This is a genomic window from Sanguibacter sp. Z1732 (genome assembly GCF_051020515.1).
Lineage (GTDB): Bacteria > Actinomycetota > Actinomycetes > Actinomycetales > Beutenbergiaceae > CALKWS01.
In genome coordinates this window covers 4,086,294-4,103,157 of sequence record NZ_CP194857.1, presented here as the reverse complement: position 1 = coordinate 4,103,157, position 16,864 = coordinate 4,086,294, and the positions used below count along the sequence as shown (strand labels likewise).

The following is a 16,864-nucleotide window of genomic DNA, read 5'->3' as shown; positions in this document are numbered from 1 at the left end:
GTGGTCCTGCGGGTCAGAGGCAAAGGCCATCCTCGGAGACCCCGCGCGTGCAGATGATGGTGCGTTCGATGAACTCGACCTGGATCGTCCCCGATGCGGTCGTCCCGGCGCGCATCAGGAGTCGTTCACCCTTCTGGGCGTCGTCCGGGATGCCGGTCACATCAACGGTGACGTCGGGGGAGTTGACCGGGCCGGAGATGTCGGAGACGGCGATCCGGGCGTTGTCGATCTCGGCGGCACCGTTGAGTTCGGCGGCCCGGGCGCCCACGGCCAGGGCCAGGTCCTCGACGGAGTCGGCCGGGTCCACATCGGCGAAGTCCTCATCGGCGTCGGCGGTCCGGCCCAGGTAGCCCAGGAACGTCACGTTCGCCCACCCGGTCACGCCCTCGGCCTGGACCTGGGCCCAGATACCCCAGTCGTCCACGCTGCGGTTGTGCCCGGTAGCCACCACGGACCGGGTGAGCGGATCAAGTTCGGTGACCACGGTGGCGCCCGGGTCGGGGAGTTCGCGCACGTTCAGGACGTCGTCATGATCGACCACGACCACGGCGAGTTCATCGCCCTCCCAGGGGAAGATCTCGATGACCTCACCGGGCAGGTCGTCGCTGTCGCCGCCGGAGCCGCCCTCGTCAGCCTCCGGCTCGCCGTCCTCGCCGTCCTCGGTCGCGCCGTCCTCGCTGTCCTCGACGTCACCGTCGGCCCTGTCCCCGTCGTCGGCGGTGGGGGATTGGTCCGCTCCGGTCTCGCCGTCCGGTTCGGATTCATCGTCGGTGCACGCACCCAGCCCCAGGGCCAGGCCCGCGGCCAGGACGGCGGCGCAGACGCGGGTGCGGAGCATCGTCAGCCTCCCTGCTGATGGGTTAACGCCGGTGCACATGGTCTGTGTTGTGAGTGTCCCGAGTGTTTCACGGCGAGGTACACCGTTGTTCCAGGCGCGCTGGCGCCGATGCCGGCCGACCGGGTACGCAGGTAATCTGAGGTGGCTACGGCAACGCCACCAGGCGCGGCCCGCCCGAGTCCCTCCTCCCGCGCGAGGCCGCACCTCTGCGCCCGTACCTGCACCGGAGACACCACGCCGTGATCGCTTTCGCTCGCTTCAGCCTTCGCAACCGCGCCCTGGTGGCCCTGGCCGCGATCATCGCCGTCCTCGGGGGCCTCTGGTCGGCGGCGACGTTGAAACAAGAACTCATCCCGGATTTCGAGTTGCCCATCGTGGTGGTGATCACCCCGTACCCGGGAGCCTCCCCGGATGTGGTCGATGACCAGGTCAGCGTGCCGATCAGCCAGGCGGCCACGGCTGTGGAGGGCCTGGAGTCCACCACGGCGACGTCGAACGCGAACGTGTCCACGGTGTTGCTGGAACTGGCGTACGGCACCGAGGCCGGTACGGCACAGCAGCAGATGCAGATGGCGTTGTCCCGGATGTCTTTGCCCGAGGCGGCCGACCCGCAGGTGATGGTGGGTAGTTTCGACGATCTGCCGGTGGTGCAACTGGCGGTGACCGCGCCCGAGGATCCGGAGCAGACGGTGCAGACGCTGCGTGACGTGGTGGTGCCGGAACTGGAGGCGCTCGACGGCGTGCGGGATGTGGCCCTGAGCGGTGCGGTCGATGAGGTGGTCACCATCGATGTGGACGCGGGCGCTCTGGCTATGGCCGGACTGTCCCCGGACGTGATCGTCAGCACCCTGGACTCCCACGGCATGGTGATCCCGGCGGGCACCCTGCGCGATGATCCGCGCGCGCTCAACGTTCAGGTGGGTGAGGCACTCGAGGGTGTCGACGACGTGGCCGCCCTACCCCTACGCAATGCCGAGGGCGAGGTGCTGCGCCTGGATGAGGTGGCCGAGGTGTCGGTGGAACAGGAGGAGGCCACCTCCTTCGCCCGCACCAACGGCCAGACCTCCTTCGGACTGGCGGTCACGGCCACCCCGGAGGGGAACACGGTAGAGATCTCCGACCAGGTCGCCGACCTGCTGCCGGAGTTGGAGCAGTTCCTGGGCGAGGGCGCGGAGATCTCGGTCATCATCGACCAAGCCCCGTTCATCACCCAGTCCGTGGAGGATCTGGCGGTCGAGGGCATGCTCGGTCTGATCTTCGCCGTGATCGTCATCCTCATCTTCATGCGCGCCTGGCGGCCCACCGGGGTGACGGCGGTGTCCATCCCGCTGTCCCTGCTGATCACGATCATCGGCGTGAACGTGGTGGGGTACACCCTGAATCTGCTCACCCTGGCGGCGTTGACGGTCTCCATCGGCCGGGTGGTCGATGACTCCATCGTGGTGATCGAGAACATCGAACGGCACCTGTCCTACGGCGGTCCCAAGCACCAGGCGGTGCTGACGGGCGTGCGGGAGGTGGGCGGTGCGATCACCTCGGCCACCGTGGCCACCGCAGCGGTGTTCGTGCCGATCGGTCTGGTCGGGGGGTTGGTGGGCGAACTCTTCCGCCCGTTCGCCTTCACCGCTGCCGCCGCGTTGCTCGTCTCGCTGTTGGTCGCGTTGACGATCGTGCCGGTGCTCGCGTGGTGGTTCCTACCGGTTGCCAAGGGTGCCCCGTCCGCAGCCGAACCCACGGCCGGTACCGGGCAGCGCGGGCACGTGAGGGTGGACGAGCAGGCCCAGGAGCGCCGGGGCCCGCTGCAGCGCGGTTATCTGGCGACGTTGCGCCCGGCCCTGGCCCACCCGGTGATCACTCTGCTGATCGCCGCCGGCCTGCTCGGCGGGACCGTCGCGCTGGTGCCCCAGTTGGAGACCGAGTTCATCGGGGATTCCGGGGACAACACCGTCAGCATCGCCCAGACGCTGCCCAGCGGCACCTCGCTGCGGGCCCGCGATGAGGCGGCTGCCCAGGTCGAGGCGATCCTGGAGGACATCGAGGAGGTCCAGACCTATCAGGTGACCGGCGGTGAGGCCGAGGGCGTGATGGCGTTCGTCGGCGCGGGCCAGGACGCGACGTTCATGGTGAGCCTGGACCTGGAAGCCGATGCGGCGCAGGTGGAACGGCGGCTGCGCGAGGAGTTGGCGGACCTGGGCTCCGATGCGGGGGAACTGACCGTGAGCCCGGGACAGGCGGCACTGGCAGGTGGCGTGGAAGTGGTGGTCACCGCCGCCGATTCCGAGGATCTGGCCGATGCCGCACAGCAGGTGCGCGACGCCGTCGCCGAGGTGCCCGACACCACCGACGTGGCCAGCAACCTGGCCGAGGACCTGGCGACGGTGACGGTGAGCGTGGACCGCGAAGCGGCCGCCGAGGTGGGCCTGAGCGAGGCTCAGGTGGGGCAGTCGGTGGCGGCCGCCCTGAACGGCATCCCGCTGGGCCAGATCGTCACCGACACCGGTGAGATCGACGTGGTCATGCAGATCGGCGAGGCTCCGCTGTCGATGACCGAGTTGGAAGAACTGCCGGTGGGTACGGTGCCCGCCGAACCCGCCGGTTCCCCGGCACCAGGGGATGTCCCGGGGCAGATGCCCGGCGATGCACCGACGGACGCACCCGAGGGCATGGCCCCCGGCGAACTTCCCGAAGGGCCCGACCCGACCGACCTCGACCAGCCCGATCCGGCGCAGGTCGGTGAACCCGACCCGGTGTTGCTGGCAGATATCGCCGAGGTCGAGGAAGTCGACCTGCCCACCTCGGTCACCCGTAGTGGAGGTATCCAGTCCGCCACGATCACCGCGTCCTCCACCGCCACCGACCTGGGCGCCCAGGGTGCGGCACTCCAGGAAGCCCTGGACGACCTCGACCTGCCTGACGGCGCGAGCGTTCAGGTCGGGGGCGTGATGGCCGACCAGGACGAGGCCTTCGCCAACCTGGGCGTGGCCCTGCTGCTGTCCCTGGCCATCGTCTACTTGGTGATGGTGGGCACCTTCCGGTCGCTGGTGCAGCCGCTGATCCTGATGATCTCGGTGCCGTTCGCGGCCACGGGCTCGATCGGGCTGCTGCTGATCACCGGCACCCCGCTGGGCGTGGCCGGCTTGGTGGGTGCTCTGATGCTGGTGGGTGTGGTGGTCACCAACGCCATCGTGCTGATCGACCTGATCAACCAGTACCGCCGAGCCGGGATGGGACTGGCCGAGGCGATCGAGGACGGCGCCCGGCACCGACTGCGCCCGATCCTTATGACGGCCTTCGCCACGATGGGTGCCCTGGTCCCGATGGCGCTGGGAATCACCGGTGGGGGAGCCTTCATCTCCCGGCCCCTGGCGCTGGTGGTGATCGGTGGGTTGTTCACCTCCACGATCCTCACCCTGGTGCTGGTGCCGGTGCTCTACCGGCTCGTCGAGGCACGGAAGCAGCGGCGTGGCGTGGAGTTCACCGACGTGGACGCCTTCGACGAGCCGCCCCAGGTGCGACATGGTGCCGGTGCTACGGCGGGGGCGGCGACGCCGTCGGCCGTGCAGGAGGCCCCGGCGCCCGATACCGAGCAGCGCGGTGCCACGGCCAAGAAGTCCAAGCCCCGGCGCCGCTGGCGACGGGCCCGCAAACGCTGAGGAGTGCGCGGCGCTGTCGCGGTCAGCGCCGCACAGACCCCAGGGCTAGGGTGGCGGCATGGAATCTGATGAGCGTCTGGCCGTGTTCCTGGACTACGAGAACCTCGCGCTGGGGGTGCGTGATCTGGGCACCACGTTCCAGTTCCGCTCGATCGCCGATGCCCTCGCCGCTCGCGGGCGCGTGGTGGTGCGACGGGCGTATGCGGACTGGTCGTTCTTCGCCTCCGACCGGCACGACCTGGCCAGCGAACACGTGGAACTGATCGAGATGCCCCAGCACCAGGGGGCCTCACGCAAGAACGCCGCGGACATCAAGATGGTGGTCGACGCGGTGGAGATGGCCTTCGAGCGCGACTACATCTCCACCTTCGTGCTCTGCACCGGCGACAGCGACTTCTCCCCGCTGGTGCACAAACTGCGCGAGATGAACAAGCAGGTGATCGGGATCGGGGTGGCCAACTCCACCTCGAAGCTCCTGCCCTCGGCCTGCGATGAGTTCCTCTTCTACGACCGCCTGGAGGGCGTGGACCTACCCAGCGGTTCCGAACGCTCCGGGCGGCGTCGCCGCCCCGGGGCGCCCAAGCCCCCGGAGGCCGCGGCCGAGCAGCCGGAGCAGCCCGAGCGCCCGGACCCGACCGAGCAGGCCGACGACGATGCCACCGGTACCGAGCAGGCGAACGCGGAGGAGCGCTCGCCGTCATTGGCGGTGCTGGTGGCCCAGACCCTGGCGGACCTGAGTTCGTCCTCCGGGGCGGTGACCGCCTCGGTGCTCAAACGCACCCTGCTGCGCAAGGATCCCACCTTCAGCGAGTCCGACTACGGGTTCCGTTCCTTCGGAGAGTGCCTGCGCCACCTGGCCGAGCGCGGGGTGGTGGAGATCAGTTCCGGCCCCGCGGCCGGGGACCCGGAGGTGTCCCTGCCCGAGCGCGGCGAACGTGAACTGGCGTTCGCCGCGGTCGCCGACCTGGTCGGTGGTGCCGGTGAGGCGGTGCCGTTGTCCGGATTCAAGGACCGAATGCGCAAGCAGCGCCCCGGCTTCTCCGAGAAGACCCTCGGGTACCGCAACTTCCTGCAGTTCGTGCGCGCCGCCAATGCCGGCGGCTTCGTGGACCTGCGCTGGGACGCGGACGCGGAGGACTACCTCCTCACGCCGGCGCCCTGAGCATCACGCACCACCGGTGCGGCCTGACCCGCCGGCCTTCTGACCCGCCGGCCTTGTCGGCACCGGCGGTGCGATCGCCCGAGTCCGCGCGACGCTACTCGACCTCCTGGCCGGTGTAGAAGGCGGTCGTCCTCCGTTCGGCGGCGCGGGCGGCGTCCTCGGGCGTGCCCGCGGCGATCGAGGCCTCGGCCCAGCGGCGGCTGCTATCCGCGATGAACTCGCGCGCTGCGTCGCTGCGCTCCCACTCCGAGCCCTCCGGCGGCTTCGAGGCCCCGGTGGCGATGTGCAGGGCCAGTCCCAGGAAGGCCAGGTCCCAGCCCACCCCGGTCGCGCCCGGCCCGTAGGTGGTCCAGAAGTCGCTCGGGAAGTCCTCGGTCGTCTCGTGCTCAAGGGTGAGGCGGGCGCCGTCGTCGTCCTCGGTGATGCGGAGGGTGACCCAGGAGATGTTCCCGGCGAACTCCCAGGTGGCCTTGACACGCGACGGAGGCTCGCACGCCTCGATCGTGCCATCGGCGTTTCCTTCGATCCGGTATCGACCGCCGAGTTCGAGGTCGCCGGAGACGGGCCCGAACCACCGGGGGAGCCGTTCGGCGGAGGTGCAGGCGTTCCAGAGGTCCTCGACGGTGGTGGCGTAGGCCTGGCTGATCGTGGCGACGACCGTCGCGGTGTCGCCGTGTTCGGTCACGGCCAGGCCACGCGTGACCTGGTCGGCCTGTCCGGCGCTGATGGTGGTGACGTTCTCGGTCATGGTCACTCCTTCTCGTTACTGGGGTGGTGGCGTCGCTCGCGCTTGCCGCGCGCGATCTCGGTCTCGAGGGCAGCCAGGCGGGGCGCCCAGAACGCGCGGAACGGTGCGAGCCAGTCATCGGCCTGACGCAACGGCTCGGGGTCGACGGCGTACAGCCGCCGGGAGCCGTCGGGGCGCACCGTGGTGAAGCCCTGCGTGCGCAGCACCCGCAGGTGCTGGGACACCGCCGGTTGGCTGATGCCGAACTCCGCACCGATCCGGGTGGCGAGTTCACCGGCTGGTTGCTCACCGTCGGCGAGCAACTCCAGCAAGCGGCGTCGAACCGGGTCACCGAGGACGTCGAGCGCGTGCATGGAACGACACTATCAGTCCTGACTTATATAAGGCAATGGTGAATTGAGCTGGAGGTGCGGGCTTCGCCCTCGCCGTGCCGGCCGAGGGGTTCGCCTCAGGTCGCGAGTTGGTCGCGCCGGCGGGTGAGGTAGGTCCGCTCGGCGGGATTTCCGGTCAGTTCGATGGCCCGGTCATAGGCACCGAGCGCATCGCCACCGCGGCCGAGCCGACGTAGCAGATCGGCGCGTGCGGCATGCAACGCGTGGTAACCGTCAAGAGGTCCGGCCAACCGGTCGATCTCGGCCAGTGCGACATCGGGGCCGTCCACCTCGGCGACTGCGACCGCCCGGTTCAGCCGCACGATCGGGGAGGGATCCGTCAGCACCAGACGGTCGTAGAGGGTGAGGATCTGGGACCAGTCGGTGTCCCGCGCCGAGAGGTGGTAGGTGTGCACAGCGTTGATCGCCGCCAGCAGTTGGTAGCGCCCGGGTTGCTCATCGCCGCCGGCCACCGCTGCGAGTCGGCCGCGGACCAGTGCGTGGCCCTCGTCGAGGAGAGACCGGTCCCACGCGCTGCGGTCCTGCTCCTCGAGCGTCACCAACTCTCCGGTGCGCGAGACACGCGCGGGCCGGCGAGCGTCGATGAGGAGCATCAGGGCAAGGAGGCCGGCCACTTCGCCGTCCTCGGGTAGGAGGTCGAGCAGCAGCCGGCCCAGCACGATCGCCTCATCGATGAGATCGGTGCGGAGCGGCTCAACACCCTCGCCGGCGAGATAGCCCTCGTTGAAGATCAGGTAGACCACCGTGAGCACCCCGGCGAGCCGCTCGCGGATGTCCTCGGAGGAGGGCACCCGGTAAGGGATGTGAGCGGCCTTGATCTTTCTCTTCGCGCGGGTGATTCGTTGGGCCATCGTGGTCTCCTGCACCAGGAATGCCCGGGCGATCTCGGCGACGGTCAACCCGCCGAGCAGGCGCAGGGTCAGGGCAACCCGGGCTTCCATCGCCAGCGCCGGGTGGCAGCAGGTGAAGATCAGTCGGAGCCGGTCGTCCTCGATCGGACCGGTCGGCTCGGCGGGTGTGTCATCGTGCAGCATCCGGGCCGCCTGGTGCTTGGTCTCGCGCAGGGACTCGCGCCGGATCCGATCGATCGCCTTGCGGTTCGCGGTCGTGGTGAGCCACCCGCCGGGATGAGCGGGCACCCCGTCGCGCGGCCACCGCTGCACCGCCGTGACGAACGCCTCGGCAGCGGCGTCCTCCGCGATATCGAGGTCACCGAACCGGCGCGCAAGGCTGGCGACGACCCGCGCCCACTCCTGTTTGTGGATGCGGGTCATCGCTTCCTCGAGGCGCACCTTGCTCACTATTGCAGCAGGAGCCTTACGAGTGCAGCAGCCTCTGCACGGACTCCGCGGTCTGGAAGGGGCGCACCTCCACCTTGCCGCGGCATGCCTTCGACGCCTCGGCGGCGAGTTTCAGGGCCACGTCCAGATCGGGGGCCTCGATCACCCAGAAGCCGCCGATGCACTCCTTGGTCTCCAGATAGGGCCCGTCCAGGATCACCGGGCTCTCGCCCTGACCGTCCACGGTCGTGGCGGTCGTGGCGGGCTCCAGACCGTCGGCGAAGACGAAGTAGCCTTCGCGCTGGAGCTTGTCATTGAAGGCGCCGGTGTCGGCGAAGGACGCCAGCATCGCCTCCTTGGAGGGGTAGGGGCCGTAGTCGGTGGGTTCGGCGGGTCCGTAGACGGACAGGAGATACCTGGGCATGGTGATCAGTCCCTATCGAGGTCGGCGGCCTGTGGTGGTCGACCCGGGAAGCGGTGCACTTCCTGGGGCCAGTCGAGCGCGACCGCGAGGCGGCCGGCCCAGTACCGCGCAGCGGCGTCATCGGGCACCCGCACGACGCAGAAGCCGCCGAGATGCTCCTTGGTCTCCACGTAGGGTCCGTCAGTGAAGACAGGCTCTCCCTCCCTGGCTTCGACGCTGCAGACAACGGAGGAGGCATCGATCCCCCCGTTCCCGAAGACGAAGACTCCTTCATTCCTCATCTCCTCGACCACCACCATGCTGGCCTCGGCCTTCTGCTGCACCTCTTGTGGCGTGTGGTCGGGCACCCACTCGTCGTTGAACGCGATCAGGTACTCGGGCATGATCCTCTCCTCTCGAGTAGTCCGAAGGACATCGGTTTGTTGCACGGGCCACCGGTGGCGTCCCACATACCTTCCACGAACGGGGCTGTTCCGATACGACAGTTTCCCGGAGGTGCTCACCTCGGTGCCGTTCGTGCCGGTGCCTGAGGGTCGGAGATCACCCCCCAGGTGTACAGAGTTGGCAGGCTGACCCGCGCCCCGCTGTCTGACCTGCGAACTACAGTGGAGCGTGTGATCACAGGTGAACTGAAGAGCAAGGTCGATCGCGTCTGGGACGCCTTCTGGTCCGGCGGCATCTCCAACCCGTTGGAGGTGATCGAGCAGATCACCTACCTGCTGTTCCTGCGCCGGCTGGATGACCTGCAGACCATCGCGGAAAAGAAGGCCCGCATCACCGGTGAGATCGAGGACCCGGTGTTCTTGCCCGACCAGCACCACCTGCGCTGGAGCAGGTTCGCCAACCGCGACCCGGTTGAGATGCACGCACTGGTCTCCGATGAGGTGTTCCCGTACTTGCGCGGCCTGGGCCAGCAGGTCGGCGGCGATGACTCCACCTACTCAGTGCACATGAAGGACGCCCGGTTCACCATCCCCACCCCGGCGCTGCTCAGCCGCGTGGTGGACATGCTCGGTGACATCCCGATGGAGGACCGGGACACCAACGGGGACCTGTACGAGTATTTGCTCTCCAAGATCGCCAGCGCCGGCACCAACGGCCAGTTCCGCACGCCGCGGCACATCATCAACCTGATGGTCGCGATGATGGCGCCGACCCCCTGAGGATGAGATCTGCGACCCCGCCTGCGGCACCGCCGGCTTCTTGGTCAGCGCTTCGGAACACATCCGCGAACATCACCCGAGCGCGCTGACCAACGCCAAGCAGCGCGAACACTTCCACCGCAGCATGTTCCACGGTTACGACTTCGACTCCACGATGCTTCGGATTGGCAGCATGAACATGCTCCTGCACGGCATCGAATCGCCGGACATCCGCTACCGCGACTCCCTGTCCGAGGGCGCCGCCGCTGACGCCCAGCAGTACTCCCTGGTCCTGGCAAATCCGCCGTTCGCCGGGTCGCTGGACTACGAGTCGACGTCGAAGGACCTCCTGCGGGTGGTGAAGACCAAGAAGACCGAGTTGCTGTTTCTCGCCCTGTTCCTGCGGCTACTCAAGCCCGGCGGCCGCGCGGCGGTGATCGTGCCCGACGGCGTGCTGTTCGGGTCGTCGAACGCGCACAAGGATCTGCGCCGGACACTCGTGGAGGAGCAGAAGCTGGACGCGGTGGTGAAACTGCCCTCCGGTGTTTTCAAGCCCTACGCCGGGGTGTCCACCGCGATCCTGTGCTTCACCAAGACCGACTCCGGCGGCACCGATGACGTGTGGTTCTACGACGTGACTGCCGATGGTTTCTCCCTGGACGACAAGCGCAACCCGATCGAAGCCAACGACCTGCCCGATGTGCTCACCCGGTGGCAACAGCGGGCGACGACGGAACGCGACCGAGCGCGCACCGACAGTTCGTTCTCGGTCCCCAAGGCGGAGATCGCCGAGCAGGGCTACGACCTGTCGATCAACCGCTACAAGGAGATCGTCTACGACGACGTCGAGCACCGCGACCCGCTGGAGATCATCGCCGATATCGAGCAGATCGAAGATGAGATTGCCCAGGGCCGCGCTGAGTTGAAGGCGATGTTGGCGTGAAGACAGTCCGTCTGGGCGATGTCGCGGAGATCGTTTCAGGAGCGACGCCGAAGTCGGGTGTGGCCGATTTCTGGGACGGTGACATCGCATGGGTGACCCCCGCCGACCTGAGCAAACTCGAAGGTCCTTACATATCGGCGACTCCTCGGACACTCACTGAGGAGGGCGTTCGCAGTTGCAGTACCAATGTCCTGCCAGTTGGGTCGGTGCTACTCAGTTCTCGTGCACCAATCGGACATGTTGCGATCAACACCGTGCCGATGGCAACGAATCAAGGGTTCAAGAGCCTCGTTCCGAGACCTGGTCTCGAGGCGAAATTCCTCTACCACTGGCTCAACTCCAAGACGGAGTACTTGCAGTCACTTGGCAATGGCGCGACGTTCAAGGAACTGTCGAAGAGGACGGCAACGCAGATCGAGATCCCGCATCCTCCCATTGAGGAGCAGCGCCGCATCGCCGCGATTCTCGACCAGGCCGACGCGCTGCGCACCAAGCGCCGCCAGTCCCTCGCCCACCTCGACGACCTCACCCAGTCCATCTTCCACGCCATGTTCGGCGCGACCGCTGATACTGTCCCCCTAGGCGACCTCTGCCGGTTCTACAGCGGCGGGACGCCATCGAAGAAGAAGCCGGAACTCTGGGCCGGCGAACTCCCATGGTTTAGTGCAAAGGATCTGAAAGCGAACGAACTCTGGGATTCGCAGGACCACATCGCGGCAAGCGTCCCTGAAGTGACGAGCCTGCGCCTATTGCCTGCCGAGACCATCGCTGTTGTTGTTCGCGGGATGATTCTCGCCCACTCGGTTCCAATCTCCGTTATTCGCGTTCCCGCGACGATCAATCAGGACCTTAAGGCGGTCTTGCCGCGTGACGACATCCAGGTTGATTTCCTGGCGAGTGCACTTCGCGCACGGACGCAGTGGATCCTGGCACGTACTGCGACTGCGGCTCACGGCACGAAAAGATTGGAGACCGCGGTCCTGGAGTCGATCCCCATTCCTGAGGTTTCGCGGTCAGCCCAGGCTGAGTTCGCGCGAAGGGTCTCCCAGATCCGTGCCGAACGCAGCGCTGTGGAGCGGGTCCTGGCCGCCGAAGACGAACTCTTCGCGTCACTCCAGTCCCGAGCATTCTCAGGAGGGCTATAAATGGCAACGATGCCAACGTGGGATGAGTTCATGGCGCCGGTGCTGCGGGCACTGATCGACGGTCGTACGCTGCGGCTTCGAGAACTGCGCGAGGCGGTGATGGCGGCTGAACAGATCCCCGAGGATCAGCGAGCCGAGTTGCTCCCTTCCGGTCAGCCCAAGGTGGAGAACCGCATCGGCTGGGCTGCGTCCTACCTCAACCGAGTCGGTGCGTTGGAGCGCCCAGCGCGCGGGCAATACCTCATTACCGACGTCGGCCGGAAACTGCTGGCGGATTACCCCGAAGGCATAAGCGAGGCCGTTCTGCGGTCCATGGCACGCGAAGGTGACGAATGGTGGATACCCAAAGCACCGTCCGGTCGCGAAAGCAAATCAGTCGCCGAACCCACCACTGAGAGCACTTTGGACCCGGAGGAACAGGTCGAGGAAGGCATCGCCCGAATCCACGCCACCGTCGCAGCCGACCTCCTCAGCCGTCTGCACGCTCAGGCCCCGTCATTCTTCGAAGACGCCGTGCTCGACTTGCTCATAGCGATGGGTTACGGGGGAGCAGGCGGCAAAGCCACCCGCACACAACTCTCCGGCGACGGCGGCATCGACGGCATTATCGACCAGGACGCCCTGGGGTTAAGCCGGGTGTACGTGCAGGCCAAGCGTTACGCCCTGGACACCCCGATCGGCCGTCCCGAGATCCAGGGTTTCGTCGGTGCGCTACACGGCAACCAGGCCAGCCAGGGTGTCTTCATCACCACTGCCCGCTTCAGCCGCGGCGCCCGCGAATATGCTGAGTCGGTCGCCACACGCGTCGTGCTGGTCGACGGCGAACGCCTGGCCTCGCTCATGATCCACTACGGCGTTGGCGTGCAAGCCAAGCGCACGGTCCAGATCGTCGAGATCGACGAGGACTTCTTCGAGTAGCCGCCGACGTCGGATCGGTTTGCCCCGGCGCTAGCGGCCGTAGTGGTACCGGCACGCGGCGATGCGCACCTCGGTCTCGGTCACCTTGTAGACCAACCGATGCTCCTCGGTGATGCGCCGGGACCAGTACCCAGCGAAGTCATGCTTGAGCGGCTCGGGCTTGCCGATGCCCTGGTTACCGTTACGGACGACGTCCTCAATGAGATTGTTGATGCGTTTGAGGATCCTTCGGTCCTGTGCCTGCCACCAGAGATAGTCTTCCCAGGCGTGATGGTCCCAGACCAGCCGCATGATCAGTCGGCATCGATGAGGTCGTGCGATTCACCTTCGCCCACCTCGAGCCGTTCCATCGCATCGAGCAGTCGTCGAGCATTAGCGGGGGAGCGCATCAGGTATGCAGTCTCGCGCAGTGACTCGAAGTCGTCCAGGGACATGATGACGACGGGCTCGTGGCCTGCCCTGGTGATCACGATCTCCTCACGGTCCTGCACGACCGAGTCCAGAACCTCGGCATAGCGACGGCGGGACTCGCTGTAACTCATCGTGCGCATCGGACCTCCAACTCCTGTACAGGAAATTGTACGCCCTGGCCGGAGGTGGATCAAACCCCGTCGCGACGAATCCGCACTCCCGCACGGCGTCAACAAACTAGAGTTGACTCAAACAGTTGTGTTCCCGTCGTTGTCTTGACCATGCGTTGCCTCGGCCCGCATGGCTTGCGATCAGCGGGTACGCCGAGTCCACATGCAACGCTCGGGGGAAAGGAGCGTCGTGAGCAACTTCGCCTTCGTCAAGGCTGCGTTGCCCACAGTTCACCCCGACTGCGTCAAGGCCGAGTCCTACCTGAGTTCCGACCCGCGCGCGGCGTGTTTCTATAGCCGGCGCGCGATCGAGCACCTGGTCGCTTACCTCTACGAGGTTCTCAATCTGACCGAGCCGTACCGGGACGACCTGGCCGCTCGGATCAACGACAGCAGGTTCAAGACCCGCACCGGCAACAGCATCAACCAGAAACTCAACCTCATCCGCCGGCTCGGCAATACCGCCGTGCACGAGGCAAGGTCTTTGGCTTCCGACCACGGGCTCGCCGCGCTACGCGAACTGCACCATGTGGTGGTGTGGGCGGCCTTCCACCACTCCGCCGACCCCGCGGCCGTCCCGGTACGAACTCCGTTCGACCCGACACTGGCAGCCAAGGCGGCGCCGCTCTCACGTGACGAACTGGTGCGCCTGGCCAAGAAGTTCCAAGAGCAGGACGAAGCACACGCCCGGGAACTCGCCCAACGGGACGAACTCCTGGCCGCCCACGAGGAACGGATCGCCCAACTCCAGGCACAGATCGCTTCGGCTCAGGACGCCAAAGCGGCTGCCGGTATCGAAGACACCCGCGACTACAGCGAGGCCCAGACCCGCGAGGCCTATATCGATGTCGACTTACGCGCAGCCGGGTGGCTCCTGGACCAGGACCATGACCGGGAGTACCCGGTGGCCGGGATGCCCGGCGGAGGCCGCGGCTACATCGACTACGTGCTGTGGGGCTCCGACGGCCTACCGCTGGCAGTGGTGGAGGCCAAACGCGCCGGCAGCAGCGTCCAGGTCGGCCGACAGCAGGCCGAACTTTACGCCGACCGGCTGGAAGCCCAGTTCGGCCGCCGACCGGTGATCTTCTACACCAACGGGTACGAGCATTGGCTCTGGGACGACGCCGCCGGCTATCCGCCCCGGAAGGTGCAGGGTTTCTGCACCCGCGACGAACTGGAACTGATGGTCCAGCGCCGTCACACCCGCATGCCCCTGGCCACAGCCACGGTGGACACCGACATCGCCGGGAGGCCCTACCAGGTGCGGGCGATCAAGGCCATCGGTGAGGTGCTCGATAGCAGGGAACGCCGAGCCCTGCTGGTGATGGCCACCGGATCCGGGAAAACCCGCACCGTCATCGCCCTGGTGGACCAACTTATGAAAGCCGGTTGGGTCAAGCGGGTCCTGTTCCTGGCTGACCGTAACGCCCTGGTGCGCCAGGCGGTCGGGGCGTTCAAGGAGCACTTGCCCGCCGCCACAACGGTCAACCTGGTCACCGAACGAGACGGCGAGGGCAGGGTATACGTGTCGACCTACCCGACCATCATGAACCTCATCAACGAAGCCGACGATGACGCTACCCAGGCGCAGCGGTTCGGGCCCGGACACTTCGACCTGGTCATCATCGATGAGGCGCACCGGTCGGTCTATGCCAAGTACGGCGTGATCTTCGACTACTTCGACGCGATACTGGTGGGTTTGACCGCCACTCCGAAGGATGAGGTTGATTACAACACGTACCGTCTCTTCGACCTTGAGGAAGGCGTCCCCACCGACGCCTACAGCCTGGAGGACGCGGTAGCCGACGGATATCTGGTGCCGCCCAAGGGCGTGTCCGTGGGTACGAAATTCCTACGCCGGGGCATCCGCTACGACGAACTCAGCGAAGATGAGAAGGACCAGTGGGACGTTCTGGACTGGGGCGAGGGCGAGGCGCCCGATGAGGTGGGCGCCGAGGAACTCAACCGGTTCCTGTTCAACACCGACACCGTGGACAAGGTGCTCGAGACGCTCATGACGCGTGGGTACAAGGTCGCCGGTGGCGACCGGATCGGCAAGACCATCATCTTCGCCAAGAACCAGCGCCACGCGGAGTTCATCGCAGAACGTTTCGACATCAATTGGCCCGGGTACGCCGGACACTTCGCCCGCACGATCACCCACGCCAGCCCGTACGCCCAGCAACTGATCGAGGACTTCGCCACACCCACCAAGGCCCCGCACATCGCGATCAGCGTGGACATGCTCGACACCGGCATCGACATCCCCGAGGTGGTCAACCTCGTCTTCTTCAAGACTGTGTGGTCCAAGTCGAAGTACTGGCAGATGATCGGCCGGGGCACCCGCCTGCGCCCCGACCTGTTCGGCCCCGGCGCAGACAAGACCGACTTCCTCGTCTTCGACTTCTGCGGCAACCTGGAGTACTTCAACCAGGACCTGCCAGGCAGCGAAGGGTCGATACAGAAATCCCTCACCCAGCACTTGTTTGAAGCCCGGGTTGCCCTGGCTCGTGGGCTGCAGCACGTTCGGGTCGAACCGGACTTGCGGAGAAGTATCACGGCTGCGTTGCAGCAGACCGTGGCGGGCATGCACCCGGGCAACGTCCTGGTGCGGCCGCACCGCCGCGCCGTCGAACGTTTCTCAGAACCCTCGTCATGGGTATCGCTCAGCAGCGCGGATGCCGAGGACGTTCTCGAACTCGCCGGTCTTCCCTCATCGGTGCGCGATGAGGACGAGCACGCCAAGCGATTCGACCTGCTGATCCTGCGTCGTCAACTGGCCGACCTCGAAGGCGATACCGCTACGGCCGATCGGTTGCGAAAGACCATTCAGGCGATCGCCGGCGCCCTCCTGGGCAAGACCACGATTCCGATGGTCGCCGAGCAAGCGACGTTGCTGGAGGCCGTGGCATCCGATGGCTGGTGGTGGACGTCACCCTGCCGATGCTGGAGTCGGTCCGGAAGCGGATGCGCTCCCTGGTGCGCCTTGCCGACTCGGCGCGGCGCAATCCCGTCTACACCGACTTCGTCGACGAACTCGGCGAGGCCAGCGCGATCGAGTTGGCGATGGTGACCCCGGGCACCGACCTGGACCGCTTCCGGCAGAAGGCGGCCGCATACCTGGTCCGGCACCAGGATCATGTGGCATTGCAGCGCTTGCGCAGGAACCGGCAACTGACTCCGGAGGATCTGGCTGCGTTGGAACAGATGCTGCTGGCCAGCGGAACCGGTGAGCCGCAGGACATTGCCGCTGCCGCCGAGCAGACCGGCGGCCTGGGGCTCTTCATCCGCTCCCTGGTGGGCCTGGACCGGCAGGCCGCCACCGAGGCATTCGCCGACTACCTGGACGCCGCCACGTTCACCGTCAACCAAGTGCGCTTCGTGGAGTTGGTGGTCGAGGAACTCACCGCCAACGGGATGATGGAACCAGGCCGGCTGTTCGAGTCGCCCTACACCGACCACGGCCGCGCGGACCTACTATTCACCGACTCCCAGGTCGATGCCATCGTGGCGACCCTTCGCGACATCAAAGCGAGAGCCATCCCGGAGAGTGTCGCGTAGCCGTCTTCACAGCCTCCGCTGCCAGCGGCGCTTCCGCGGAAGCGTTCGAGGCGGGCGATCCTGTACTCGGGTATCAA

General features: G+C 66.7%; 16 protein-coding genes. 8 read left to right on the top strand and 8 right to left on the bottom strand.

Going from position 1 to position 16,864, the window contains the following annotated elements:
• Positions 1-13 precede the first annotated feature (13 nt).
• Positions 14-838, bottom strand: coding sequence for a hypothetical protein (locus ACRRRO_RS21280; RefSeq protein ID WP_424797325.1), 825 nt, complete (start codon positions 836-838; stop codon positions 14-16).
• Positions 839-1,077: 239 nt separating this feature from the next.
• On the opposite strand from ACRRRO_RS21280, the gene ACRRRO_RS21275 reads away from it, so the two are divergent.
• Together ACRRRO_RS21275 and ACRRRO_RS21270 are read left to right on the top strand one after the other, a co-directional pair.
• Positions 1,078-4,491, top strand: a complete 3,414-nt coding sequence (locus tag ACRRRO_RS21275) for an efflux RND transporter permease subunit (RefSeq protein WP_424797324.1) — start codon at positions 1,078-1,080, stop codon at positions 4,489-4,491.
• A 58-nt stretch (positions 4,492-4,549) separates the two neighbouring features.
• Entirely contained in the window at positions 4,550-5,653 is a 1,104-nt protein-coding gene (locus ACRRRO_RS21270; protein WP_424797323.1) for an NYN domain-containing protein, read from the top strand.
• A gap of 94 nt (positions 5,654-5,747) precedes the next feature.
• Here the strand turns inward: ACRRRO_RS21270 and ACRRRO_RS21265 are convergent, their stop codons facing one another.
• The 5 genes from ACRRRO_RS21265 to ACRRRO_RS21245 all read right to left on the bottom strand — a co-directional run bounded on the left by ACRRRO_RS21265 (position 5,748) and on the right by ACRRRO_RS21245 (position 8,880).
• A complete protein-coding gene (locus ACRRRO_RS21265; protein WP_424797322.1) occupies positions 5,748-6,401 on the bottom strand; it encodes an SRPBCC family protein in 654 nt (217 codons plus the stop codon).
• A 2-nt stretch (positions 6,402-6,403) separates the two neighbouring features.
• The gene (locus ACRRRO_RS21260) at positions 6,404-6,754 is read right to left on the bottom strand and encodes an ArsR/SmtB family transcription factor (protein ID WP_424797321.1); all 351 of its coding nucleotides are present in this window, start codon (positions 6,752-6,754) and stop codon (positions 6,404-6,406) included.
• Positions 6,755-6,849: 95 nt separating this feature from the next.
• The gene (locus tag ACRRRO_RS21255) at positions 6,850-8,067 is read right to left on the bottom strand and encodes an RNA polymerase sigma factor (RefSeq protein WP_424797343.1); all 1,218 of its coding nucleotides are present in this window, start codon (positions 8,065-8,067) and stop codon (positions 6,850-6,852) included.
• Between the two features lie 43 nt (positions 8,068-8,110).
• On the bottom strand, positions 8,111-8,497 hold the full coding sequence (locus tag ACRRRO_RS21250) for a YciI family protein (protein WP_424797320.1): 387 nt from the start codon (positions 8,495-8,497) through the stop codon (positions 8,111-8,113).
• Positions 8,498-8,502: 5 nt separating this feature from the next.
• Entirely contained in the window at positions 8,503-8,880 is a 378-nt protein-coding gene (locus tag ACRRRO_RS21245; RefSeq protein ID WP_424797319.1) for a YciI family protein, read from the bottom strand.
• 231 nt (positions 8,881-9,111) lie between these two features.
• Between ACRRRO_RS21245 and ACRRRO_RS21240 the strand changes: the two genes are divergently transcribed.
• Genes ACRRRO_RS21240 through ACRRRO_RS21225 form a run of 4 tightly spaced genes read left to right on the top strand, consistent with a single transcriptional unit; the run spans position 9,112 to position 12,645 of the window.
• The gene (locus tag ACRRRO_RS21240; protein WP_434080815.1) at positions 9,112-9,660 is read left to right on the top strand and encodes a type I restriction-modification system subunit M N-terminal domain-containing protein; all 549 of its coding nucleotides are present in this window, start codon (positions 9,112-9,114) and stop codon (positions 9,658-9,660) included.
• Positions 9,661-9,700: 40 nt separating this feature from the next.
• Positions 9,701-10,582 carry an HsdM family class I SAM-dependent methyltransferase gene (locus ACRRRO_RS21235; protein ID WP_434080814.1) on the top strand — a complete coding sequence of 294 codons (882 nt, stop codon included), beginning with the start codon at positions 9,701-9,703 and terminating at the stop codon, positions 10,580-10,582.
• On the top strand, positions 10,579-11,727 hold the full coding sequence (locus tag ACRRRO_RS21230; protein WP_424797317.1) for a restriction endonuclease subunit S: 1,149 nt from the start codon (positions 10,579-10,581) through the stop codon (positions 11,725-11,727). Before ACRRRO_RS21235 ends, ACRRRO_RS21230 begins: the two co-directional genes overlap by 4 nt.
• Complete coding sequence (locus ACRRRO_RS21225) at positions 11,728-12,645, top strand: restriction endonuclease (RefSeq protein WP_424797316.1); 918 nt, start codon at positions 11,728-11,730, stop codon at positions 12,643-12,645.
• Between the two features lie 30 nt (positions 12,646-12,675).
• On the opposite strand, the gene ACRRRO_RS21220 is transcribed toward ACRRRO_RS21225, so the two are convergent.
• On the bottom strand, positions 12,676-12,936 hold the full coding sequence (locus ACRRRO_RS21220; RefSeq protein WP_424797315.1) for a Txe/YoeB family addiction module toxin: 261 nt from the start codon (positions 12,934-12,936) through the stop codon (positions 12,676-12,678).
• A gap of 2 nt (positions 12,937-12,938) precedes the next feature.
• Complete coding sequence (locus tag ACRRRO_RS21215) at positions 12,939-13,196, bottom strand: type II toxin-antitoxin system Phd/YefM family antitoxin (protein WP_424797314.1); 258 nt, start codon at positions 13,194-13,196, stop codon at positions 12,939-12,941.
• Positions 13,197-13,416: 220 nt separating this feature from the next.
• Here ACRRRO_RS21215 and ACRRRO_RS21210 point away from each other — a divergent pair, with 220 nt between their 5' ends.
• Positions 13,417-16,299: a DEAD/DEAH box helicase family protein gene (locus ACRRRO_RS21210; protein ID WP_434080813.1), complete on the top strand. Its 2,883-nt coding sequence runs from the start codon at positions 13,417-13,419 to the stop codon at positions 16,297-16,299.
• A complete protein-coding gene (locus ACRRRO_RS21205; protein ID WP_434080812.1) occupies positions 16,206-16,787 on the top strand; it encodes a type I restriction-modification enzyme R subunit C-terminal domain-containing protein in 582 nt (193 codons plus the stop codon). Before ACRRRO_RS21210 ends, ACRRRO_RS21205 begins: the two co-directional genes overlap by 94 nt.
• Positions 16,788-16,864: the final 77 nt, after the last annotated feature.